This is a genomic window from Actinoallomurus sp. NPDC052274, from assembly GCF_040679475.1.
Taxonomy (GTDB): domain Bacteria; phylum Actinomycetota; class Actinomycetes; order Streptosporangiales; family Streptosporangiaceae; genus Actinoallomurus; species Actinoallomurus liliacearum.
This window is the reverse complement of record NZ_JBFAUT010000050.1, coordinates 35,544-57,435: the sequence shown is the minus strand read 5'-3', so window position 1 is coordinate 57,435 and position 21,892 is coordinate 35,544. Positions and strand designations below refer to the sequence as shown.

The window sequence follows — 21,892 nt, the reverse complement described above, 5'->3', positions numbered from 1 at the left end:
TCAACTCACCGGACCGTGGCGATGACTCGCCGCGGTCCGGTTCTTCGTCTGTGCGACCGTGTCGATGGAGCGTTCGAGGCTGCTCGAGAGGCCCGCAATGCCCTCATCTCCGCAGGTCAAACCAATCATTGCGGAATGTGAGTGTTCACACACGAACGTGCACTGCTTTTAACCGGACGATAAAGTGCCTTGACGCATGACCCATTCGGTCGGTTGGCGACCGCGAGAGTGACATGTGTCACATCTTGGTTCCACTGGGTCGTACAGAGCGAGCCGCAGTGGGGCGGGCACGGCGGTTCGCGCAGATTGCCGCGCGGTTCGACGGGGACGACGGCTCCCGGGACGGCGGCGCGGCCGGACCGGAAGGACGATGTGCCCAGAATCCGCGCACAACACGTGTCAAAGGTCTTCGGTCGCAGATCGGCTGAGGCCCTCCGTAAGATCCGTCAGGGCGCCGACGCCGACGAGTTGCGCCGGATGGGCGTGACCGCGGCCGTCGCGGACGTCTCGTTCGAGGTGAACGAGGGCGAGATCTTCGTCGTGATGGGGCTGTCGGGCTCCGGCAAGTCGACCCTGATCCGCATGCTCAACGGCCTCTTGGAGCCGACGGCCGGCAGCATCGAGATCGACGGTGTCGACATCACCGCCATGGGCGGGAAGGAACTGCGCCGACTCCGCCAGGAGAAGGTCAGCATGGTCTTCCAGCACTTCGCGCTCTTCCCCCACCGCACGGTCCTGGAGAACGCGGCGTACGGGCTCGAGACTCGGAACGTTCCAAAGCAGGAGCGGCTGGCGAAGGCCAAGGAGTTCCTGAAGCACGTCGGTCTCGCGGGCTGGGAGGACCGCTACCCCGACCAGCTGTCGGGCGGGATGCAGCAGCGCGTGGGCATCGCCCGGGCGCTCTCCGCCGAGACGGACATCCTGCTCATGGACGAGGCGTTCAGCGCGCTGGACCCGATGATCCGGCGGGAGATGCAGGACCTGCTGCTCGACCTGCAGGGCGAGCTCGGCAAGACGATCGTCTTCATCACGCACGACCTGAACGAGGCGATGCGGCTCGGCGACCGGGTCGCGATGCTCCGGCACGGACGCGTCATGCAGATCGGTACCGCCGAGGAGATCCTCACCGACCCCGCCAACGACTACGTCGCGCAGTTCGTCGCCGACGTCGACCGTACGCGGGTGCTCACCGCCCGCTCGGTGATGGACAAGCCGATCGCGGTGGTCGACGCGAACGGCGGCCCCCGCGCGGCCGTACGCGTCATGCGCGAGCAGCAGACGTCCTTCGCGTTCGTCGTGACCCGCGACCGGCGGCTGGCCGGCGTGGTGTTCGCCGAGCCGGCGGCCAAGGCCGTACGGGCGGGGCGGAACACCCTCGACGGTCTCGTCGAGGGTGGCACGCATCCGGTCGACCCGGACACTCCCGTGGCCGACCTGTTCCTGCCGTGCGCGGAGAGCCCGCTGCCCGTGCCCGTCACCGACCGGAACGACAAGCTCATCGGCGTGATCCCGCGAGTGACGCTGCTCGCCGCGCTGGGCCACATGGGCAACACCGGGGAGATGCCCGTCGTGCGGGAGGAGACCGCTCCGCCGGAGGAGACCGCTACTCGGGAGGTGGCCGCCGATGCCTAGGATCCCCCTCGGTGCCTGGGTCACCGACGCCGTCGACTTCCTCACCAGGCATGGCAGGCCGGTCTTCAACGCGATCAGTGACGTGGTCGGCGGCGTCGTCCACGGGATGGACCACCTGCTGACCGCGCCGCCGTCGCTGGCGCTGGCGGCCGTCATCGCGATGCTGTGCTGGTGGCTGCGCGGTCTGCTCGCGGGCGTCCTGACCTTCGCCGGCCTCATGGTGATCGACGGGCTGGGGCAGTGGGACGCGGCCATGCAGACGCTCACGCTGGTGCTGGTCTCCAGCGTCGCCGCCCTCGTCATCGGAATCCCGCTGGGCATCCTCTGCGTGCGGGTGTCCGCGGTCGGCGCGGTGGCCCGGCCGGTGCTGGACTTCATGCAGACCATGCCGGCCTTCGTCTACCTGATCCCGGCGATCTCGTTCTTCGGGCTCGGGGAGGTCCCCGGCATCGCCGCGTGCCTGGTCTTCGCCATTCCCCCGGGGGTGCGCCTGACGGAGCTCGGCATCAGGCAGGTCGACCGGGAGATGGTCGAGGCGGCCGAGGCGTTCGGCACGCCGTCGTCGCGGATCCTCACCCGGGTGCAGTTGCCGCTGGCGCTGCCCACCATCATGACCGGGGTCAACCAGGTCATCATGCTCTCGCTGTCCATGGTGGTGACCGCGGGCATGGTCGGCGCCGCCGGGCTCGGCGCCAACGTCTTCGGGGCGATCACGCAGTACAACCTGGGGGCGGGCGCCGAGGCCGGCCTGGCGGTCGTGCTGCTGGCGATCATCCTGGACCGCATGACCGGGGCCCTCGGGCAGCGTCTGGCGCCGGCCGCGCGGCGGCACGCCGAGCGGGCCGCGCACGGGGGCGTGTCCTCCGTCCTGCGGTACCGTCCGCGTCCGGCGCTGGCCCTGTCCGGCGTCGTGGTGTTCGCGCTGCTGGCGACCACGCTCGGCGTCATGGGCTCCGGCGGCGGCACCAAGGGCAAGCCGATCACGATCGGCTACATCCCGTGGGACGAGGACATCGCCGTCACCCAGCTCTGGAAGTCGGAGCTGGAGAAGAAGGGCTACCAGGTCACGCTCAAGCAGGTCGACGCCGGCCCGCTGTTCGCCGGGCTCGGCCAGGGCGACATCGACCTGTTCCTCGACGCGTGGCTGCCCGCGACGCACGCGGACTACTACAACAAGTACAAGGACAGGCTCCAGGACATCGGCGTCTGGTACAAGAACGCGAGCATGCAGCTGGCCGTCCTGAAGAACGACCCGGCGAACTCCGTGGCCGACCTGAAGGGGCAGAGCGCCCGCTACAAGGGCCGCGTCGTCGGCATCGAGCCGGGCGCCGGCGAGATGAAGATCGTCAAGAACAAGGTGCTGCCCGGCTACGGGCTCGGCGACTACAAGCTGCTGCAGAGCAGCACGGCGGCGATGCTGGCAGAGCTGGACCGGTCCGCGAAGAGCAACCAGCCGATCGTGGTGACGCTGTGGAAGCCGCACTGGGCGTACAACAAGTTCCCGATCAAGCCGCTGGCCGACCCGCAGAACGCCTTCGGCTCGGCGGAGCAGGTCCACGTGCTCGGCCGTGCGGGCTTCGCCAAGGACTTCCCGCAGCTGACCGGCTGGCTGAAGAACTTCACGATGTCCGACGCCGAGCTGTTCCCGCTCGAGGACCTGGTGATCAACAAGTACAAGGACACGCCCGCGCAGGGCGTCGCCGAGTGGGAGAAGCAGCATCCGGACGTCGTCAAGCGGCTGACCTCCTGATCCGGCCGCCTGCGCTCTGACGTACGGCACGGGCCGTCCCGGTGATTGCGCCGGGACCGCCCGTGATTCTTTCCACAAACGGTGGCCAACTATCAGCAAAGCCGATAGTTTCGGACGACGCGTTACCGATCAGTTTGGTTGACGTCCGCCTCTGTGGCCTTCGTCACACCTGATGGGGAACGTTAGGGCGGTGCCATCTCAAATCCCCGCTCCCCCGAGATGGCACCGCCTTTATTCATGCCGCGACATACCAAGGGCCCGGCACCGGCTCACCCGGTGACGGGCCCTTGACGCGGGCGGGACGCCTACTCGGCGGCCGCCGGAGCGGGCTCGGGCTCCGCCTCACCCTTGACCGACTTGATCAGCAGCTGAGCGACGTCGACGACCTCGAGGGACTCCTTGGCGCCACCGCTGTTCTTCTTCTCGTTGATGGCGTCGCCGAGCATGACGAGGCAGAACGGGCAGGCCGTGGAGACGGTGTCCGGGTCGGTCTCCAGCGCCTCCTCGACGCGCTCGGTGTTGATGCGCTTGCCGATGCGCTCCTCCATCCACATCCGCGCGCCGCCGGCGCCGCAGCAGAAGCCCCGCTCCTTGCAGCGGTGCATCTCCTGCGTCTGCACGCCCGGCACCTGGGCCATGATGTCGCGCGGCTGGGCGTACACCTTGTTGTGCCGGCCGAGGAAGCACGGGTCGTGGTAGGTGATCTTCTCTTCGATCGGCGTGACCGGCGTGAGCTTTCCGGTCTCGACGAGGTGCGACAGCAACTGGGTGTGGTGCACGACCTCGTACGTGCCGCCGAGCTGCGGGTACTCGTTGGCCAGCGTGTTGAAGCAGTGCGGGCAGGACGCGACGATCTTCTTGACGCCGGCCTCGTTGAGGGTCTCGACGTTCTGCTGGGCGAGCATCTGGAAGACGAACTCCATGCCCAGGCGGCGCGCCGGGTCACCGGAGCAGGCCTCCATCGGGCCGAGCACGGCGAACTTCACGCCCGCGATGTGCAGCAGCTCGGCGATGGCCTTGGTGGTCTTCTTGGCACGGTCCTCGAGGGCGCCCGCGCAGCCGACCCAGAAGAGGTACTCGGTGTCCTCGGGCATCTTCTCCTCGACGACCGGCACCTCGAAGTCCAGCTCCTCGATCCAGTCGAGGCGCTTCATCTCGGACATGCCCCAGGGGTTGCCCTTGTTCTCGAGGTTCTTGAGCATCACGCCGGCCTCGGACGGGAAGCTCGACTCGATCATGACCTGGTAGCGGCGCATGTCGACGATGTGGTCGATGTGCTCGATGTCCACCGGGCACTGCTCGACGCAGGCGCCGCAGTTGGTGCAGGACCACAGCACGTCGGGGTCGATGACGCCGTTCACGTCCGCGCCGCCGACCAGCGGCCGGCCCGCCTCCTTGAGGACGTCCTCGGGGAGGTTCGCCTGCTCCTCCTCGGACGCGAAGATGTACGGCGCCTTGGCCAGCGCGTGGTCGCGCAGGTCCATGATGAGGGACTTGGGGGACAGCGGCTTGCCGGTGTTCCAGGCGGGGCACTGCGACTGGCAGCGGCCGCACTCGGTGCAGGAGGCGAAGTCGAGGTAGCCCTTCCAGGTGAAGTCCTCGATCTTGCCGCGGCCGAAGGTGTCCTCGTCCGGGTCGGCCTCTTCGAAGTCGATCGGCTTGCCGTCGCTCATCATCGGCTGCACCGCGCCCAGGCCGTCCGGGCGGCGCTTGAACAGGACGTTGAGCGGGGCGACGAAGATGTGCAGGTGCTTGGAGTTCAGCACGATGATCAGGAAGGCCAGCATCACGCCGATGTGCAGCAGCAGGCCGACCGACTCCAGCACCTCGCCGGCGTCGTGGCCCAGCCCCTTCAGGCCGTTGCCGACCAGGTGCGACATGAACGCCGCGTTCCCGTACGGGAAGTTGCCCGTCGCGACGCCCGCGCCGCGGAACAGGAACATCGTCCAGATCACGTTGAAGATCATGAACAGGACGAGCCAGGCGCCGCCGAGGTGCGAGCCCTTGAAGCGGGACTTGCGGTCCAGCTTCTTCGGGGAGTTCTTCAACCGGATGATCGAGAAGACGATCAGGCCGAGGAACGCCGCGACGGCGATGAAGTCCTGCAGGAAGCCGAGCACGCCCCACTTGCCGATCAGCGGGATGTGGAAGTCGAGCCCGAAGAACAGCGCGCCGTACGCCTCGAGATAGACCGTGGCGAGAATGAAGAACGCCCACATGACGAAGAAGTGGGCGAGGCCGGGCACGGTCCACTTGAGCAGCTTCCGCTGCCCGAAGACCTCCACGGCCTGGAGCTTGACGTCCTCACCGACGCTCGCCTTGGCGAGCGCGATGCGTTCGGGAGCCGGCTGGCCGTTCGTCGCGAGCCTGTAGAGGAACAGGACCCGCCGAACCGCGAACACCAGCGCGACCACCGTTGCGGCAAGGCCGATGATCAACCTGAGAACCAATGTTCCGTCCTCCTGGGGTACGGCGTTGGCAATCAGCGTACGGCCGGCAACTGACAGCCATCGACATGGGACTCCGGATTCTACCGAGCAGTAGCTTTCCTGGTCACCACCGCCCGGCCTCTCGCGGCCGTACGCCGACAACACGAGCGTCCCGCACCTCGACGAGGCACGGGACGCGTACGTGACCAGCCGCGATCGGCTACCGGAACGGCAGGGCCGACGGCGGGGACGGCTTGCGCTCCGTCCAGCCGGAGCTCCGCATCAGCAGGTAATCGATCACGAATCCCGGCTTGCGGCTCCGGTACTCACCACCGGGTGTCAGGAGGACCGACTGTTCGGCCAGGAGGGCCCCGGTCTCCTTGTCGAAGATCAGTTGTTCCTGGGTCCGGTAGCCGTCGTCCTTCCGGACGAGCTTCCCGCCGGGCCCGGGTCGCCAGCCCCACGACGGCTGGTCGACGGCGAGCGCGACTCCCTGACGGCCCAGCGCGTCGGTCGCCGTCTCGATGGTGTGCACGCCGGGCCGGGCGACGAGCGCCCGCATCACCCCGGCGCGTACCTTCGGCGGCAGTGGCGCGTCCTTGAGGAGATTCGCCGCCAGGACGAGCTGGTACGCGTTGCTGATCGGAGCCGGTCCCGGGTTCCCCCCGCCCGGCGGTCCCTCCGCCCGCCGTCTCGGCGCGAAGGCGAGGAACCGCCTGGTCAGCGTCTCCGGGTCGGTGGGGAGCCGGAGCACTTCCTGCATGGTCAACCCCTCGCCGCGGCCGACGAGGAAACGGCCGCCGGGCCGCCGCCCGCCCTTGTCCTCCTGCCAGCGACCCGCCTCCCGGGTGTACGTCATGGGGTGGCCGTTGGACATGACGCGGACGCTCGTCGGCGCCCCCGCCCGGCGCCAGGCGGCCTCGTCCTCCGGGGTCGCCGGTCGCATGGGCAGGTCCCGCCCGTAGAAGCGGCCGCCGTCCCCCTTCGCGGCACTGGTCCACTCGAAGGTCTCGCTGTGCGCGCCGATGACGGCGTACCCGCCCTTGATGAGGTACGACGCCCCGGAGACCTGGTCGGAGTACCAGTAGCCGCCCATCGGCTGGTTCTCGGCCTTCTCCGCCGCGGCCAGGAACACCGCCTTGCCGTCGAGCGGCAGCGAGGAGGTCGGGGCGGGCCGTGTGGGCCCACCGCCGGTCGAGCCCACGGCCAGCGCGACCGCGGTCGCCGCGGCGACCAGGCCGAGGCCGGGCAGCGCCCAGCGCAGCCGTGGCAGGCGGTGCCGCGCGGCCCCGGTCGCCCACCGCCGGGCCTGGGCGGTCACTCGGGCATCCGGCGGCGGGGTCTCGGGGAACAGCGCTCGTACGGCCTGGAGTTCATCCATCGGTGGGTCCTTCCTGATCGAGCATGGGATCGACCCCGCCCAGCGCCTTCCGCAGTTTCTTCCGAGCCCTGCTGAACCGCGAGGCGACCGTGCCGTACGGCATGTCCAGCGCCTGCGCGACCTCGTCGTAGGTGAGATCTGCCAGGACGACGAGCAGGAGCACGTCGCGCTGGTCGGCGGACAGGGCGCCGACGGCCCGCGCCAGGCGGCCCCGCTCGTGCTCCGCGCTCACCTGGGCCGCGACCCGGTCCTCGTGGCCGCCGGCCGGACCGTCGTCGCCGAGACGCGCCAGGGCGCGGAACCTCCGCGCCTCCGTACGCCGATGCTTGGCGATGAGATTGGTCGCGATGCCGTACAGCCAGGGCCGGGCGTTGTCCCGGGCCAGGTCGTACCTCTTCCGCCGCCGGAACGCGACATGAAAGGTCTCCGCCGCGATGTCGTCGGCCACTTCGACGTCGAGCCGGCGTCCGACGTACCGATGGATCTCCGCGAAGTACGCGTCGAAGATCACGCCGAATCGCTCCGGGTCCTGCCAGGACCGCTCGATCACCGACGCGTCGGTCAGGAGATCCGATCCGGCGTCGGGGGGAGCGACCATGGGGGGCTCCTTCATCTGATGCCTTATCTATGGGCGTGGATGACGGTCACCTCTTCTCCCCCGCAACGGCGGATCCCCATCCCCTTTCCCGAACGTGGGCACGTGCCGTGTTCGCCCATCGTTCCGTCGTCTTGGGCAGGGTGCCGCGTAGCCGGTGGGTCGCCGCCCGGGGGTCGGGCGGACGCGGCGACGTGGTCGACGCCCCTGTACGCGCAGCGCGGGCAGATCACGGTGCTCATGGGGCCGCACCCGGTCCTCGGTCTCGGGCAGGTCCCGTACGGCTTGCCGAAGTTGCCCCGGTCGTCCGGGAAGACCGGCGTCGTGGCGTCGATCACGCGGGGGCGCATCGGTGACGCCTCCGGCCCGCGTACCGGCCGCCACCCGCGCTGATCGCGGGCGACGGCCGGCGGTCGGCGTCAGCGCCGGCGCCGCTCGACCCGGAAGGTCAGCTTCGCGCCCTTGCCGCCGCGCAGGGTCCGGTGCGTCGTGCTGGTGACGGTCTCTCCGGAGGAGAGGCCGCCGTGGACCTGGCCCATCGCGCTGTGGCCGATCGCGTCGGCCTCCTTGCGGTCCCCGGATCGGACCGTGACGGTGATCGTGCGCCTGTTCCTCATCAGGGTGCTCCTGAGTGTGTGAGAAAGACGCGGCTGAGCCGCGCCCCTCTGCTTCTTCTGCTCTGGGTTGTGCCGGTCGTGCTCTTGCAAGAGCCGACCGTTCACAACAGGCCGGCCCCAGCAAGGTGAACACCGCGCCTTTCAGCGGGGCGATCGCTTTGTTCACATGGCGTACGCCGGCCTGTCGACCGGTCGTCAACGTGCGGTCCTTGCTGCCGATCTGCTCACGGCTCCCTGCGGGTCGCCGTATCGCGGTTTTCCGGACGTTCCCCCTTGAAGAAATCAATGCCGCGAATGGCGAAGCGTGCCATCATTTGGCCACCGATCCGTCGCATGGGAGCAAACTTGCACAGGGTGGTGCGTGGTCGGTGGGTCGCCGGGCTCTCGGCGGCCACCGCGTTGGCCCTGGCGGGGTGCACCACCGGTGCCGGGGAGACCCGGCGTTCGGCCGACCGCACCCGCCCCATCGCCGCGGCGTCGGCGCCGGCGCCCACGCCGAGCGCGTCGACGGCCCCGGCCGTCGCGGTCCCGCCGGTGTCCCACCGGCTCACCATGGCGAAGGAGTACCAGGCGACGTCGTACAACTGTGCGCCCGCCGCCGGGGTCATGAGCCTGTCGACGTTCCACATCAAGGTCCGGCAATCGGTCCTGGCCCGGAAGATGAAGACGAAGTACCCGAAGGGCACCACCGGCGACAATGCCATGACCGCCCTCACGCGATACCTGCGCGACACGCCCTACTCGCTCACGTTCGACGGCTGGTCGGGCAGCGGCACGGAATTCATCATGAAGGAGGTGTCGTACGACGTCGGTGTCCTGCGGCGCGCACCTCTCGTCGCGGTCTGGTGGGAACGACTGCCCTGGAACAGGGGCATCGGGTCCCGCCGCAAGGTCGGGCACCTGATCGTCGCGTACGGCTACGACCGGAAGAAGGGCACCATCACCGTCTTCGACCCGTGGCGGCCGACCGGAGGCGCCCACACGCTGCGGGCCTCGGCGCTCCTCAAGGCCCTCCAACCCTCCGGCCTCTACTACATCTACACCTAGGGCCTGATCAGCCGCCCGGAGCGTCGTTCGTCCAGGCCGCCGACGCGTACGCCTTCTCGGCGACCACCGCCCCGGCCGGGTGGCGGCCGCGACCGGTGGCGACCTCCTGCACGCCCAGGACGCCGCCGCCGCGCGGGTCGACGATCCAGCGCAGCTCCGTCGTGGTGAGGCCGAGCCCGCCGATCGCGACGCCCTCTCCGGTGCGGCCGAGCGCGTCCCGCACCGTGCCCTCCGCCCGTACGCCCGGCAGCCCGGCCATCATCCGCAGCACCGCCGCGCGGACCTCCGGACGGAGCGGCAGGTCGGTCGTCAACTGCGGCAGCACGACGTGGCCGTACACGCCCAGGCCGCCCTGGTGCGCCGTCGCGAGCTTGGCCTCGACCTGCCGGCGCAGGACGGCGGGTTCGGTGGAGAGGTGGTCCAGCCAGGTCGGTGACACGGCGACGTCCGCGAGGCGGTAGTCGGTGGCCGCCGTGAGGTCGGCGTTCCGCACGGCGGGTCCGGAGCCCGCGGTGCAGATCGGCGCCGCCGCGGAGTCCGCCGGCCACGCCTGCGAGGGCCGGTCCAGGTGCGCGGTCCGTTCGGCCGGTGTGAGGGGACGGGTGCCGAGGCACTGCCGGTACGCGACGCTCCGCCCTCCGCCGCGCCCGGCGATCCAGATCTCATCCCGCACGCGGACCTCGATGGGGTCCTTGCCGACGCTGCTCCCGGCGGGGAGCGCGTACCGGCCGGTCTTGACCACGTGCCAGTAGCGGCCGGTCGTCGTGTCCGTCCGGCTGTCCACGGCGGTGGCCGTCGCCAGGAGGAGGTCGCGTCCGGTCGGCGCGTGCCGCCGTGGCTCGGGCGTCGCCGACCCGACCGACAGCGCGACCGCGACGGCCACGCCGATGGCGGCCAGCGCCAGGGGGACCCCCACGCCCATGCGGGACGGGCCACGCCGACGCCCGGACGGGGACGCGGTCTCGTCCCGTGCCGGCGACGGCTTCCCGTCGGACGACGGCTTCCCATCCGGCGAAAGCTCCCCATCGGCCGAAGGGTTCTCGTCGGTCTCTTCCCGTGTCGGCGGAGGGTTCTCGTCGATCTCACCGACGACCCGCGTCAGGTCGGTCACGTGTCAAGCCCCCTTCCCCAGGCGCGCGGCGCCCGGTCCCGCTGTCAGAGGAGTGTCCAGGGCGCCGCGCGGATCGCACCGGTTCTCACCGAGTTCTCACGGAGGATCCCGAGATTTCGGCGTGGACGGGAACAAGTGCGGGGGCGCCGCTCGTTGTACCAGTCAGCAAAGTTGAGTCAGCTGGACTCAAGTCATTTGACACTATGGGAGCGGTTTGGCAACCTTGCGTCTGCTGGACTCAGCTTCATCGGCTTAGCAAGCTCACAGTCGGAGGAACCAACTCATGGCACGTGCGGTCGGTATCGACCTTGGAACGACCAACTCGGTCGTCGCGATCCTGGAGGGTGGCGAGCCCACCGTCATCGCCAACGCGGAGGGGTCGAGGACCACGCCGTCCGTCGTCGCCTTCGCCAAGAACGGCGAGGTCCTGGTCGGCGAGGTCGCCAAGCGCCAGGCGGTGACCAACGTCGATCGCACCATCCGGTCGGTCAAGCGCGAAATGGGCACCGACTGGAAGACCACGATCGACGGTAAGGACTTCACGCCGCAGCAGATCAGCGCGTTCGTGCTGCAGAAGCTCAAGCGCGACGCGGAGGCCTACCTCGGCGAGAAGATCACCGACGCGGTGATCACCGTTCCGGCGTACTTCTCGGACCACCAGCGGCAGGCCACCAAGGAGGCCGGCCAGATCGCGGGCCTCAACGTCCTGCGCATCATCAACGAGCCGACCTCGGCGGCGCTGGCCTACCACCTGGAGAAGGAGGGCGAGGCCACGATCCTCGTCTTCGACCTCGGTGGCGGCACCTTCGACGTCTCCCTCCTCGAGGTGGGCGACGGCGTCGTGGAGGTCAAGGCGACCAACGGCGACAACCACCTCGGCGGCGACGACTGGGACAACAAGGTCGTCGAGTGGCTGGTCACCAAGTTCAAGAACGCCCACGGCGTCGACCTGTCCAAGGACAAGATGGCGCTGCAGCGGCTCCGCGAGGCCGCCGAGAAGGCGAAGATCGAGCTGTCCAGTTCCTCGGAGACGAGCGTCAACCTGCCGTACATCACGGCCTCGTCCGAGGGTCCGCTGCACCTGGACGAGAAGCTCACCCGCGCCGAGTTCCAGAAGATGACCTCGGACCTGCTCGACCGCTGCAAGGGCCCCTTCCAGCAGGTCATCAAGGACGCCGGCATCGGCGTGAACGAGATCAACCACGTCGTTCTCGTCGGCGGCTCCACCCGGATGCCCGCCGTCGCCGACCTGGTCAAGGAGCTGACCGGCGGCAAGGAGGCCAACAAGGGCGTCAACCCCGACGAGGTCGTCGCGGTCGGCGCGTCCCTGCAGGCCGGCGTGCTCAAGGGTGAGGTCAAGGACGTCCTGCTGCTCGACGTCACGCCGCTGAGCCTGGGCATCGAGACCAAGGGCGGCATCTTCACCAAGATCATCGAGCGCAACACCACGATTCCGACCAAGCGGTCCGAGGTGTTCACCACCGCCGACGACAACCAGCCGTCCGTGGAGATCCAGGTCTACCAGGGCGAGCGCGAGATCGCGGCGTACAACAAGAAGCTCGGCACCTTCCAGCTGACCGGCCTGCCGCCGGCGCCGCGCGGTGTCCCGCAGATCGAGGTCACGTTCGACATCGACGCCAACGGCATCGTGAACGTCGGCGCCAAGGACCTCGGCACCGGCAAGGAGCAGTCGATGACCATCACGGGCGGGTCGGCCCTGCCCAAGGACGACATCGACCGCATGATGCGCGAGGCGGACCAGTACGCGGAGGAGGACCGCAAGCGCCGCGAGGAGACCGAGACCCGCAACAACGCCGACACCCTCGCCTACTCGACGGAGAAGTTCCTCCGCGAGAACGACGAGAAGATCCCGGCCGACGTGAAGACCGACGTCCAGTCGGCGCTGGACGAGGTCAAGAAGGCCCTCGAGGGTACGGACGTCGACGCGATCCGCAGCAGCTCCGAGAAGCTGGCCCAGGTCAGCCAGAAGATGGGCGCCGCGATGTACGCCCAGAACCAGGCGAGCGCCGAGGGCCGGCCGGCCGACGGCCAGGCCGCGGGCGAGCAGGCGAAGGACGACGAGGTCGTCGACGCCGAGATCGTGGACGACGAAAAGGACACCAAGGGCGGCGCGGCGTGACCGGGGCGTCCCCCGCACACCGTGACGAACTGGTACTCGAGGAGGAAGCGTGACGGAGCGTCGCGACGACGCCGAGGAGCGCCAGGGCCCGGTGATCCGCGACAAGCGGCGCATCGATCCCGAGACCGGTGAGGTTCGGGAGCCGGCGGCCACGCCGGCTCCCGAGTCCCCCACCGCGAAAGCGCCCTCCGGCGCGGACGCCGACAAGGCGGCCAAGCTCGAGAAGGAGCTGTCCGAGCGCACGACCGACCTTCAGCGGCTGCAGGCGGAGTACTCCAACTACCGCAAGAGGGTCGACCGCGACCGTGCGGCCGTACGCGAGCAGGCCCTCGCGTACGTCCTCGGCGAGCTGCTTCCGGTGCTCGACGACATCGGCCGCGCCCGGGAGCACGAGGAGCTGACCGGCGGGTTCAAGCAGATCGCCGAGTCCCTGGAGGGCATCGTCGGCAAGCTCGGGCTCGAGTCGTTCGGGGAGGCCGGGGAGCCGTTCGACCCGAACGTCCACGAGGCTCTGATGCACTCCTACTCCGACGAGGTCACCGAGCCGACGGCCGTACAGATTCTGCAGTCGGGGTACCGCATCGGCGAGCGGACCCTCCGGCCCGCCCGGGTGGCCGTCGCCGAGCCGACCGCGGACCTCGGCTCGGACGCGGAGGCCGTGCCGGAGCCGGAGCCGGAGACGGCGGGTGCGGCCGACGGCGCGAAGTCGGACGCCGAGCCCGGTGGCGACGGCGCCGGCGAGGACTGAGACGAAGACCCACAGCGAAAGAGGTAAGGGACGCCGGTGAGCACCAAGGACTTCATCGAGAAGGACTACTACAAGGTCCTCGGTGTTCCGAAGACCGCGACGCAGGACGAGATCAAGAAGTCCTACCGGAAGCTGGCGCGTCAGTACCACCCGGACGCCAACCGCGGCGACGCCGAGTCCGAGGAGAGGTTCAAGGAGATCTCCGAGGCCTACGACGTGCTGTCGGACGAGAAGCGTCGCAAGGAGTACGACGACGCGCGCAGCCTCTTCGGCGGCCCTCGGCCGCGTGGCGGCGCCCAGGGCGGCTTCGGCTTCGACCTGGGCGACCTCTTCGGCGGCCAGACCGGGGGCACCACCGGCACCGGCGAGCGGATCGGCGACCTCTTCGGCGGGCTCTTCGGCGGCGGCCGCCGGGGGCAGTCCGCCCGGCGGCCCCGCCGCGGCACCGACGTCGAGACCGAGGTCACGCTGAGCTTCAGCGAGGCCCTCGACGGCAAGACGGTGCCGCTGCGGCTGACCAGCGAAGCGGCCTGTCCCACCTGCCGGGGCACCGGCGCCAAGGCCGGCACGGTGCCCCGCGTGTGCCCGCGCTGTGAGGGCACGGGGCAGGAGAGCCGCAACGCCGGCGGGTTCGCCTTCTCCGAGCCCTGCCACGAGTGCCACGGCCGTGGCCTCGTGGTCGACGACCCCTGCACCACCTGCCACGGCAGCGGGCGGGCGCAGAGCACCCGCACGATCCAGGCGCGGATCCCCGCCGGGGTCGGCGACGGCCAGCGCATCCGGCTCAAGGCCAAGGGCGCGCCCGGAGAGAACGGCGGGCCCAGCGGTGACCTCTACGTCGTCGTGCACGTGAGGGGGCACAAGGTGTTCGGCCGCTCCGGCGACAACCTCACCGTCACCGTCCCGGTGACCTTCCCCGAGGCCACCCTGGGCGCGGAGATCAAGGCGCCGGTCCTGGGCGGCCAGCCGGTCACCCTGCGGATCCCGGCGGGCACCCCGAACGGCCGTACGTTCCGCGTCCGCGGCAAGGGTGCGACGCGCCGCGACGGCACCAAGGGCGACCTGCTGGTGACCGTCGAGGTGCAGGTGCCCGAACACGTCGACGAGGACACCCGGGAGGCGCTGGAGAAGATCCGCGCGAGCAACAACGGTGACGACCTGCGCAGCGAGCTGCTGGGGCTGGCGAGAGAGGGGTGACGGTCATGGATCCGTTCGGCGACGACAGTCCGGTCTACGTCATCTCGGTGGCGGCTCAGCTGTCCGGGCTGCACCCGCAGACCCTCCGCACGTACGACCGGCTGGGCCTCGTGTCCCCCGGTCGTACGGCCGGGCGCGGGCGCCGCTACTCGATGCGGGACATCGTGATGCTCCGGGAGATCCAGCGGCTCTCCCAGGAAGAGGGCATCAACCTCGCCGGCATCAAGCACATCCTCGACCTGCAGCGTGAGTCCGACGCACTCCGCACCGAGGTGGCACGCCTCCGGGCGATGGTCGAGGAGCTGTCCAACGAGCTGGAGTCCACGCGCGCCGTCGCGGCCCGGCTCGTCAAGTTGAAGAGTGGCCACGGTTCTGACACTGGAGCGGACCTCGTGCCGATCCGGCAGACCAGCGTGGTGCTGTGGCGATCACGGGGGGAGGAGTAAGTGGATTACAAGCTGACCCAGAAAAGCCAAGAGGCCGTCTCGGTCGCGGTCCGGCGGGCCTCGACCGAGGGCCACCCCCTGGTCGAGCCGGTGCACCTGCTGGTCGCGCTGCTCGGCCAGTCCGACGGCATCGCCGGGCCCCTGCTCGAGGCCGTCGGCGCGGACCCCCAGGCCGTCCGGCGCCGCGCCGAGGAGCAGATCGCCGCGCTGCCGAAGGCCGCCGGGTCGACCGTCAACGCGCCGGACACCTCCCGGCCGCTGCTGAAGGTGATCAACACCGCCGCCAACCGCGCCAAGCGGCTCGAGGACGAGTACGTCTCCACCGAGCACCTCCTCGTCGGCCTGGCCACCGACGGCGGCCCCGTCGCCACCCTCCTGAAGGAGAACGGCGCGACCCCCGACGCCCTGCTGGAGGCGTTCGAGAAGGTCCGCGGCCACGCGCGCGTCACCAGCGAGAACCCCGAAGAGACCTACCAGGCGCTGGAGAAGTACGGCGTCGATCTGACGGCACAGGCCCGCGACGGGAGGCTCGACCCGGTCATCGGCCGCGACACCGAGATCCGCCGCGTCGTACAGGTGCTGTCCCGCCGTACGAAGAACAACCCCGTGCTGATCGGCGAGCCCGGCGTCGGCAAGACCGCGGTCGTCGAGGGCCTGGCCCAGCGGATCATCGCCGGCGACGTGCCGGAGACCCTGAAGAACAAGCGCCTGGTCTCCCTCGACCTGGGCGCGATGGTCGCGGGCGCGAAGTTCCGCGGCGAGTTCGAGGAGCGCCTCAAGGCGGTCCTGAACGAGATCAAGCAGAGCGACGGCCAGATCGTCACGTTCATCGACGAGCTGCACACCGTCGTCGGCGCGGGCGCGGCCGAGGGCGCCATGGACGCGGGCAACATGCTCAAGCCCATGCTGGCCCGCGGTGAGCTGCGGATGATCGGCGCGACCACGCTCGACGAGTACCGCGAGCGGATCGAGAAGGACCCGGCCCTCGAGCGTCGGTTCCAGCAGGTCCTCGTCGGCGAGCCGACGGTCGAGGACACCATCGCGATCCTGCGCGGCCTCAAGGGCCGGTACGAGGCGCACCACCAGGTGCAGATCTCCGACGCCGCCCTCGTGTCCGCCGCCGCGCTGTCCGACCGGTACATCACCGCGCGCTTCCTGCCGGACAAGGCCATCGACCTGGTCGACGAGGCCGCCTCCCGGCTCCGCATGGAGATCGACTCGCGGCCCGTCGAGATCGACGAGCTGCAGCGCTCGGTCGACCGGCTCAAGATGGAGGAGCTGGCCCTCGAGAAGGAGTCCGACGAGGCGTCCAAGCGCCGCCTCGAACGCCTCCGCGCGGAGCTGGCCGACAAGCAGGAGAGCCTGAACGCCCTGAACGGCCGCTGGGAGCGGGAGAAGGCCGGCCTCAACAAGGTCGGTGAGCTGAAGAAGCGCATCGACGATCTGCGCGGCCAGGCCGAACGCGCCCAGCGCGACGCCGACCTGGAGACCTCCGCCCGTCTCATGTACGGCGAGATCCCCGTGCTGGAGAAGCAGCTCGCCGAGGCGTCCGAGGCCGCCGAGACCCGCGAGACGATGGTCAAGGAGGAGGTCGGCGCCGACGACGTGGCCGAGGTCGTGTCGTCCTGGACCGGCGTCCCCGTCGGCCGGCTCCTCGAAGGCGAGACCGCCAAGCTGCTCCGCATGGAGGACGAGCTCGGCCGCCGCCTCATCGGCCAGACCGACGCCGTACGCGCCGTGTCCGACGCCGTACGCCGGGCGCGGGCGGGCGTCTCCGACCCCGACCGGCCGACCGGGTCGTTCCTGTTCCTCGGCCCGACCGGCGTCGGCAAGACCGAGCTGGCCAAGGCGCTCGCCGACTTCCTGTTCGACGACGAGCGGGCGATGGTCCGCATCGACATGAGCGAGTACGCCGAGAAGCACTCGGTCGCCCGCCTCGTCGGCGCGCCTCCCGGCTACATCGGGTACGAGGAGGGCGGCCAGCTCACCGAGGCCGTCCGCCGCCGGCCGTACTGCGTCGTGCTGCTGGACGAGGTGGAGAAGGCCCACCCCGAGGTCTTCGACGTCCTGCTCCAGGTGCTCGACGACGGCCGGCTCACCGACGGCCAGGGCCGCACGGTGGACTTCCGCAACACGATCCTGATCATGACGTCGAACCTCGGCTCGCAGTTCCTGGTCGACCCGGCCCTGGACAACGGAGCCAAGCGTGACGCCGTCATGAACACCGTGCGGGCGAGCTTCAAACCCGAGTTCCTCAACCGGCTCGACGACGTCATCGTCTTCGACGCCCTGTCGACCGAGGAGCTCACGAAGATCGTCGACCTGCAGATCGACCGGCTGGCCCGCCGCCTCGCCGACCGTCGCCTGACGCTCACCGTCACCGACGCCGCCCGCGAGTGGCTCGCCCTCACCGGCTACGACCCGGCGTACGGCGCCCGCCCGCTCCGTCGCCTCGTGCAGAGCGCGATCGGCGACCGGCTCGCCAAGGAGCTCCTGTCCGGCGAGATCAGCGACGGCGACGAGGTCATCGTCGACACCGACCTCGGCTCCGACACCCTCACCGTCAAGCCGTCCGCCACCGTCGCCTGACGGCAGAAGAGCGGCCCCCATCAGGGGGCCGCTCGACACCGACCGACTCAGCGGCCGGTTTGAAGGACTACTCGTCGCGACTACTCGTCGGAGCCGGCGGCCTTCGGCGGCGGGCTCTGCGTCTTCGTCTGGTCGGTCCGCGGCTTCGGCTTCGGCTTCGGCTTCGGCTGCGGCTGCGGCTGCGGCTGCGGCTGCGGCTGCTGCCGACCGGCCTGCGGGCCCAGGTATCCCGACATGGTGATCTCCTTCGAAGTAACCCGGCATGCCCCTGTGGCACGCCTACCGGACCGTCCGGGTAGACGTGGCCGGCGCAACCACCGAGGGGCCCACGCGCAAGCCGGGCCCCTCGGTCGTACGGCCTGTCCGGTGCATTGCCGATTCCGGTGAGCCGAATGCTCGGAAACGGAACCGGACCCCGAGCCGGAGCGGGGCGCCTTCTGCCTCCGTTCGCCCCGCCGACCCGCCCCGCGAGGGGGCCGGACCGAATGCTCGGTGAACGCTCGGGGATCGACTCCTGAAACCCAACGAAAGCCGCATCTGGGCGTCGCGACGGCGCCTTACCCGAGCTTTTGGTACTCGACCTCTCGCCTACGGCGACGCGGAGAGGGCCTCCGACGTGGGTGACACAGCAGCGCCCTGCGGCTGGAGCCCATGATCGTCGAAAGAGTCTTTCGAAAGTTCCTTTTCACCTGTATTGTCCCTCGCATGGACGGGACAGAGAGGAAGCTCCGCGACGCGCGCGAGCTGCGGGCGCTCGCCCACCCCGTACGCATGCGGCTGTGCCAGGCCCTGTACGAACGCGGCACCGCGACCGCCACCGAGCTGGCCGAGATGGTCGGCGAAAGCCCGGCCAACTGCTCCTGGCATCTGCGCCAGCTCGCCAAGTACGGCTTCGTCGAAGAGGCCGGCGGCGGGAAGGGCCGGCATCGTCCTTGGCGACCCGTGCCGCGCGCGTTGTCGTGGGGGGACGGTGACGAGTCCGGCGAGTTGGCCGCCGCGAGTGACGCGCTCAGCGCGCAATACGTCGAGCAGGAGTTCGCGGGGCTGCGCGACTGGCTGGCGTGGCGGCGCACCGACCCGCCCGAATGGCAGGACGCCGCGAACTGGGTGCAGAACATCGACTGGCTCACCCCGGAAGAGCTGAAAGAGCTCAACGAGGCCCTCATCGGCATCGTCACCCGCCACCGGGAACGCCGGGATCCAGCCGAACGTCCCCCCGGGGCACGCCGTGTCCGAATCTTCGCCTGGGCCGTGCCCGCCGAACCGTACGCCGAAGACTGATGCGTGCCGTCCTGCGGATCCCGGCCTTCCGGCTGCTCTTCACCGGCCTGGCCGCGAGCATGGTCGGCGACGCGCTGATGGTGCTGGTGTACGCCATCTGGGTCAAGAGCCTCACCGGCTCGAACGGAGCGGCGGGACTGGTCACCCTTTTCATGGCGGTGCCGTACGTCCTGGCTCCGCTCGGCGGGTGGGTGGTCGATCGCTTCCGGCGCCGCCCCTTCCTCGTCGTCGCCAACGTCGCCTCGGCGCTGATGCTGCTCCCGCTGTTCGCCGTACGCGACGCCGCGGACGTCTGGATCATCTACGTGGTCGCCGCGCTGTACGGCATCTCGTCGGTGACGATCGCCGCCGCGCTGGGCGGCCTGTTGAAGGACCTGCTCGACGAGGACCTGCTGGCCGACGCCAACGGCACGCTGCAGACCGTCAAGGAGGGCCTCCGGCTGGGTGGCCCGCTCGCGGGTGCGGCGCTGTTCGCCACGTTAGGCGGCGCGGCCGTCGCCGCGATCGACGCCGTCACGTTCCTGATCGCGGCGGCCGTCATCGCCCGGATGCGGCTGCGCGAGGAGCCGCCCGTACGCTCGGGCCCGCACTGGCTGCGGGAGCTGACGGCGGGCCTGGCCCACATCAGGACGGACACGGCGCTACGCCGCATGGCGCTCGCCATGGGCATCGGTTTCCTCTTCATCGGCGTCACCGAGTCGGCGATCTTCGCCGTCATCGACCAGGGCCTGCACCGGCCGCCGGAGTTCGTCGGCGTGCTCACCTGCGCTCAGGGCATCGGCGCCATCGCCGGAGGATTGCGGGCCGCCCGACTCATCGCGAGGGTCGGCGAGCTGACGGCGATCGCGATCGGCATGGCGGCGGTCGGACTGGGCGATGGCCTGAAGGCCGCCCCGTCGCTGCCGATCATCCTCATCGGCATGGTCATCACCGGCTGGGGCCTGGCGACGATGGTCGTCGGATTCACGACGGTGATACAGCGGCGTACGCCCGGACCGCTGGTCGGCCGGGTCTCGACAGTGGCCGAAACGCTGGTCAGCGGGCCCCAGACGATCTCCATCGCCGCCGGCGCCGCCCTGGTGTCCGTGGTGGACTACCGCCTGCTGCTGGTGATCATCACGGCGGGCATGCTCACCGCCGCCGCCTGTCTGTGGCCCACGCGCCGACTGACCGCACCGGCCCCGACGGACCTCCCAGTCGAAATCGGCCAGGAACGGGCGTGATGTCGCCGGCTGCGCAGGCCGGCTCGCCATCGAAGCCGCCTGCCGCGGGCGGGGTGGGTCAGGCGGGAGTGGGGCCGCCGGTGGGGGTAGCGGAGACACCGTCGGTGGCGGACGAGAGACCGAGAAGCAGTACTTCCGGGGTTAACGATCGCGGAACGGAATCCCGCCGTCCGAGTGGTCATCAAGACCAACCCCCGCTCTCCGAGCGCCGTCGTGAAGCACGCGTACAAGCTGAAGCGCCAGGCTCCCGACGACTTCGATGACGTGTGGTGTGTCTTCGACGTCGACGAGTTTCAGGACATCGAGGACGCGGTGTCTCTCGCCAGACGGCAGGGAATCGGCGTGGCGGTCTCCAATCCGTGCTTCGAGCTGTGGCTGCTGCTGCACTTCGATCAGCACACGGCCGCCTGCCCGTCATATGGTTCGCTGCTTCCGCTGCTGCGCCGCCACGCACGGGATTACGACAAAGCGGGCTTGGATTTCAAGGAGTAAGCCGCCTATGTGAGTGACGCCTGTTCATGGGGGAAGGCGCTCGACCCGCCAGGGGAGGGACATGTTCTCAACCCGTCGACGGGCGTCTGGCAGGTGGTGGAGGACGTTCGCCGTCGTTGAGCTCTGAGCTGCGCGTGTCCCGAGCCGTCGCCGGGACGGCGGTGGCGCGGAGGACGCGGGCGCTGAGGGATCGCAGGTGTTCGATGAGTTCCGGCGGTTCGTGCACGGTGAACTCGCAGCCGAGCATGGCGAGCCGCAGCGCCAGCCAGTCGAGTGTGTCGGCGTGGGTGCGCAGGCGGCAGGTCCGGGCGTCGATCGGTTCGATCTCACCGAGCCGGCCTGCCGGAGCGTCGTCGGCCGGCAGGTGGAGGGTCACCAGGGCCCGGTAGGTCGGGACGAGCGAGTACAGCTTGCCGGTGACGTAGGCGGCGGCGTCCTCTTGGGGCGGCCGACGCGGGGTGTTCGGCACGCCCGTCGGCCGCGGTCGCCGGACCCGGTCCATGCGGAAGATCCGCCAGTCGTCGCGGCCAAGGTCGTACGCGACGAGGTACCAGCGGCGTCCGGCGGCGACCAGCCGGTACGGCTCGACGAGGCGGTCGTTGTCGGCACCGCCGGCCTCGGCCTCTTCGCGGGACCGATAGGCGAACCGCAGCCGCCGGCGGCTCGCCGCGGCGACGGCGACGGTCGTGAGGTCGTCCGGGTCGATGCTCGGACCGGCCTCGCCCAGCAGCGCGACGGTGGCGGCGCCCAGGGCGCCCACCCGCTGCCGGAGGCGCGATGGCAGCACCTGTTCCAGTTTGGTGAGGGCCCGCAGTGACGCCTCCGCCATGCCGCCGACCGGATGCGCGGCGGCGGTGCTCAGGGCGACCGCGATGGCCACCGCCTCCTCGTCGTCGACGAGCAGCGGCGGCATGGCCGTACCCGCGACGAGGCGGTAGCCGCCCGCCGGGCCCATCGTGGCCTCGACCGGATAGCCGAGGTCGCGCAGCCGCTCGACGTCGCGGCGGACCGTGCGCGGGCTGACGCCCATGCGCTCGGCGAGTTCGCTGCCCGGCCACTCGCGCGGAGTCTGCAGCAGGGACAGCAACGTCAGGAGGCGAGCTGCGGTCACGGCGGGAGTCTAGGAGAGGTTCCGACCTACACGCGGTCTAGCGTCGGCAGTGTCGACGGCGGACGCCCCGCCGCAGGCTCCGCACACCGAGGAGACCTGATGA

At 70.0% G+C, this 21,892-nt stretch carries 18 protein-coding genes; 11 read left to right on the top strand and 7 right to left on the bottom strand.

Translation table 11 applies throughout. From position 1 onward, the window contains the following. Positions 1-396: 396 nt before the first annotated feature. Together AB0K82_RS32815 and AB0K82_RS32810 are read left to right on the top strand one after the other, a co-directional pair. Complete coding sequence (locus AB0K82_RS32815) at positions 397-1,632, top strand: glycine betaine/L-proline ABC transporter ATP-binding protein (RefSeq protein ID WP_364404522.1); 1,236 nt, start codon at positions 397-399, stop codon at positions 1,630-1,632. After that, on the top strand, positions 1,625-3,382 hold the full coding sequence (locus tag AB0K82_RS32810) for an ABC transporter permease/substrate binding protein (RefSeq protein WP_364404521.1): 1,758 nt from the start codon (positions 1,625-1,627) through the stop codon (positions 3,380-3,382). The genes AB0K82_RS32815 and AB0K82_RS32810 overlap by 8 nt, the downstream gene beginning before the upstream one ends. Positions 3,383-3,687: 305 nt before the next feature. Here the strand turns inward: AB0K82_RS32810 and AB0K82_RS32805 are convergent, their stop codons facing one another. The 4 genes from AB0K82_RS32805 to AB0K82_RS32790 form a co-directional block, all read right to left on the bottom strand. After that, on the bottom strand, positions 3,688-5,832 hold the full coding sequence (locus tag AB0K82_RS32805; protein WP_364404519.1) for a (Fe-S)-binding protein: 2,145 nt from the start codon (positions 5,830-5,832) through the stop codon (positions 3,688-3,690). A 199-nt stretch (positions 5,833-6,031) separates the two neighbouring features. Next, the gene (locus AB0K82_RS32800) at positions 6,032-7,192 is read right to left on the bottom strand and encodes a CU044_5270 family protein (RefSeq protein WP_364404517.1); all 1,161 of its coding nucleotides are present in this window, start codon (positions 7,190-7,192) and stop codon (positions 6,032-6,034) included. Beyond that, on the bottom strand, positions 7,185-7,790 hold the full coding sequence (locus AB0K82_RS32795; RefSeq protein WP_364404515.1) for an RNA polymerase sigma factor: 606 nt from the start codon (positions 7,788-7,790) through the stop codon (positions 7,185-7,187). Before AB0K82_RS32795 ends, AB0K82_RS32800 begins: the two co-directional genes overlap by 8 nt. 416 nt (positions 7,791-8,206) lie before the next feature. Beyond that, entirely contained in the window at positions 8,207-8,404 is a 198-nt protein-coding gene (locus AB0K82_RS32790; RefSeq protein ID WP_364404514.1) for a hypothetical protein, read from the bottom strand. A 354-nt stretch (positions 8,405-8,758) separates the two neighbouring features. On the opposite strand from AB0K82_RS32790, the gene AB0K82_RS32785 reads away from it, so the two are divergent. Then, positions 8,759-9,451, top strand: a complete 693-nt coding sequence (locus AB0K82_RS32785) for a C39 family peptidase (protein ID WP_364404512.1) — start codon at positions 8,759-8,761, stop codon at positions 9,449-9,451. A 7-nt stretch (positions 9,452-9,458) separates the two neighbouring features. On the opposite strand, the gene AB0K82_RS32780 is transcribed toward AB0K82_RS32785, so the two are convergent. Then, positions 9,459-10,562 (bottom strand): hypothetical protein, encoded by a 1,104-nt coding sequence (locus AB0K82_RS32780; protein WP_364404510.1) that lies wholly within the window; start codon positions 10,560-10,562, stop codon positions 9,459-9,461. 283 nt (positions 10,563-10,845) lie between these two features. On the opposite strand from AB0K82_RS32780, the gene dnaK reads away from it, so the two are divergent. Genes dnaK through clpB form a run of 5 tightly spaced genes read left to right on the top strand, consistent with a single transcriptional unit; the run spans position 10,846 to position 17,682 of the window. Next, positions 10,846-12,702: a molecular chaperone DnaK gene (dnaK, locus tag AB0K82_RS32775; RefSeq protein WP_364404509.1), complete on the top strand. Its 1,857-nt coding sequence runs from the start codon at positions 10,846-10,848 to the stop codon at positions 12,700-12,702. Between the two features lie 49 nt (positions 12,703-12,751). Beyond that, positions 12,752-13,450, top strand: a complete 699-nt coding sequence (gene grpE / locus AB0K82_RS32770; RefSeq protein WP_364404507.1) for a nucleotide exchange factor GrpE — start codon at positions 12,752-12,754, stop codon at positions 13,448-13,450. Positions 13,451-13,486: 36 nt separating this feature from the next. Beyond that, a complete protein-coding gene (dnaJ, locus tag AB0K82_RS32765; RefSeq protein ID WP_364404506.1) occupies positions 13,487-14,647 on the top strand; it encodes a molecular chaperone DnaJ in 1,161 nt (386 codons plus the stop codon). Positions 14,648-14,652: 5 nt separating this feature from the next. Continuing rightward, positions 14,653-15,093 carry a helix-turn-helix transcriptional regulator gene (locus AB0K82_RS32760; protein ID WP_364404504.1) on the top strand — a complete coding sequence of 147 codons (441 nt, stop codon included), beginning with the start codon at positions 14,653-14,655 and terminating at the stop codon, positions 15,091-15,093. Beyond that, a complete protein-coding gene (gene clpB, locus AB0K82_RS32755) occupies positions 15,094-17,682 on the top strand; it encodes an ATP-dependent chaperone ClpB (protein ID WP_364404502.1) in 2,589 nt (862 codons plus the stop codon). Between the two features lie 80 nt (positions 17,683-17,762). On the opposite strand, the gene AB0K82_RS32750 is transcribed toward clpB, so the two are convergent. After that, on the bottom strand, positions 17,763-17,918 hold the full coding sequence (locus tag AB0K82_RS32750) for a hypothetical protein (protein WP_364404500.1): 156 nt from the start codon (positions 17,916-17,918) through the stop codon (positions 17,763-17,765). 469 nt (positions 17,919-18,387) lie between these two features. Between AB0K82_RS32750 and AB0K82_RS32745 the strand changes: the two genes are divergently transcribed. The 3 genes from AB0K82_RS32745 (at position 18,388) to AB0K82_RS32735 (ending at position 20,678) form a co-directional block, all read left to right on the top strand. Beyond that, complete coding sequence (locus tag AB0K82_RS32745) at positions 18,388-18,963, top strand: helix-turn-helix domain-containing protein (protein WP_364404498.1); 576 nt, start codon at positions 18,388-18,390, stop codon at positions 18,961-18,963. After that, complete coding sequence (locus AB0K82_RS32740) at positions 18,963-20,186, top strand: MFS transporter (protein ID WP_364404496.1); 1,224 nt, start codon at positions 18,963-18,965, stop codon at positions 20,184-20,186. Before AB0K82_RS32745 ends, AB0K82_RS32740 begins: the two co-directional genes overlap by 1 nt. 147 nt (positions 20,187-20,333) lie before the next feature. Further along, positions 20,334-20,678 carry an RloB family protein gene (locus AB0K82_RS32735; RefSeq protein WP_364404558.1) on the top strand — a complete coding sequence of 115 codons (345 nt, stop codon included), beginning with the start codon at positions 20,334-20,336 and terminating at the stop codon, positions 20,676-20,678. 67 nt (positions 20,679-20,745) lie between these two features. Here AB0K82_RS32735 and AB0K82_RS32730 read toward each other — a convergent pair whose 3' ends face one another. Next, positions 20,746-21,789: a YafY family protein gene (locus AB0K82_RS32730; RefSeq protein ID WP_364404495.1), complete on the bottom strand. Its 1,044-nt coding sequence runs from the start codon at positions 21,787-21,789 to the stop codon at positions 20,746-20,748. Between the last annotated feature and the right edge of the window lie 103 nt (positions 21,790-21,892).

What these genes read in the sequence shown, in the direction of transcription:
- AB0K82_RS32800 (WP_364404517.1), bottom strand. Translation starts at nt 7,192, where the DNA reads ATGGATGAACTCCAGGCCGTACGAGCGCTGTTCCCCGAGACCCCGCCG.
- AB0K82_RS32760 (WP_364404504.1), top strand. Translation starts at nt 14,653, where the DNA reads ATGGATCCGTTCGGCGACGACAGTCCGGTCTACGTCATCTCGGTGGCG.
- AB0K82_RS32790 (WP_364404514.1), bottom strand. Translation starts at nt 8,404, where the DNA reads ATGAGGAACAGGCGCACGATCACCGTCACGGTCCGATCCGGGGACCGC.
- AB0K82_RS32810 (WP_364404521.1), top strand. Translation starts at nt 1,625, where the DNA reads ATGCCTAGGATCCCCCTCGGTGCCTGGGTCACCGACGCCGTCGACTTC.
- AB0K82_RS32745 (WP_364404498.1), top strand. Translation starts at nt 18,388, where the DNA reads ATGGACGGGACAGAGAGGAAGCTCCGCGACGCGCGCGAGCTGCGGGCG.
- AB0K82_RS32750 (WP_364404500.1), bottom strand. Translation starts at nt 17,918, where the DNA reads ATGTCGGGATACCTGGGCCCGCAGGCCGGTCGGCAGCAGCCGCAGCCG.
- dnaK (WP_364404509.1), top strand. Translation starts at nt 10,846, where the DNA reads ATGGCACGTGCGGTCGGTATCGACCTTGGAACGACCAACTCGGTCGTC.
- AB0K82_RS32740 (WP_364404496.1), top strand. Translation starts at nt 18,963, where the DNA reads ATGCGTGCCGTCCTGCGGATCCCGGCCTTCCGGCTGCTCTTCACCGGC.
- AB0K82_RS32795 (WP_364404515.1), bottom strand. Translation starts at nt 7,790, where the DNA reads ATGGTCGCTCCCCCCGACGCCGGATCGGATCTCCTGACCGACGCGTCG.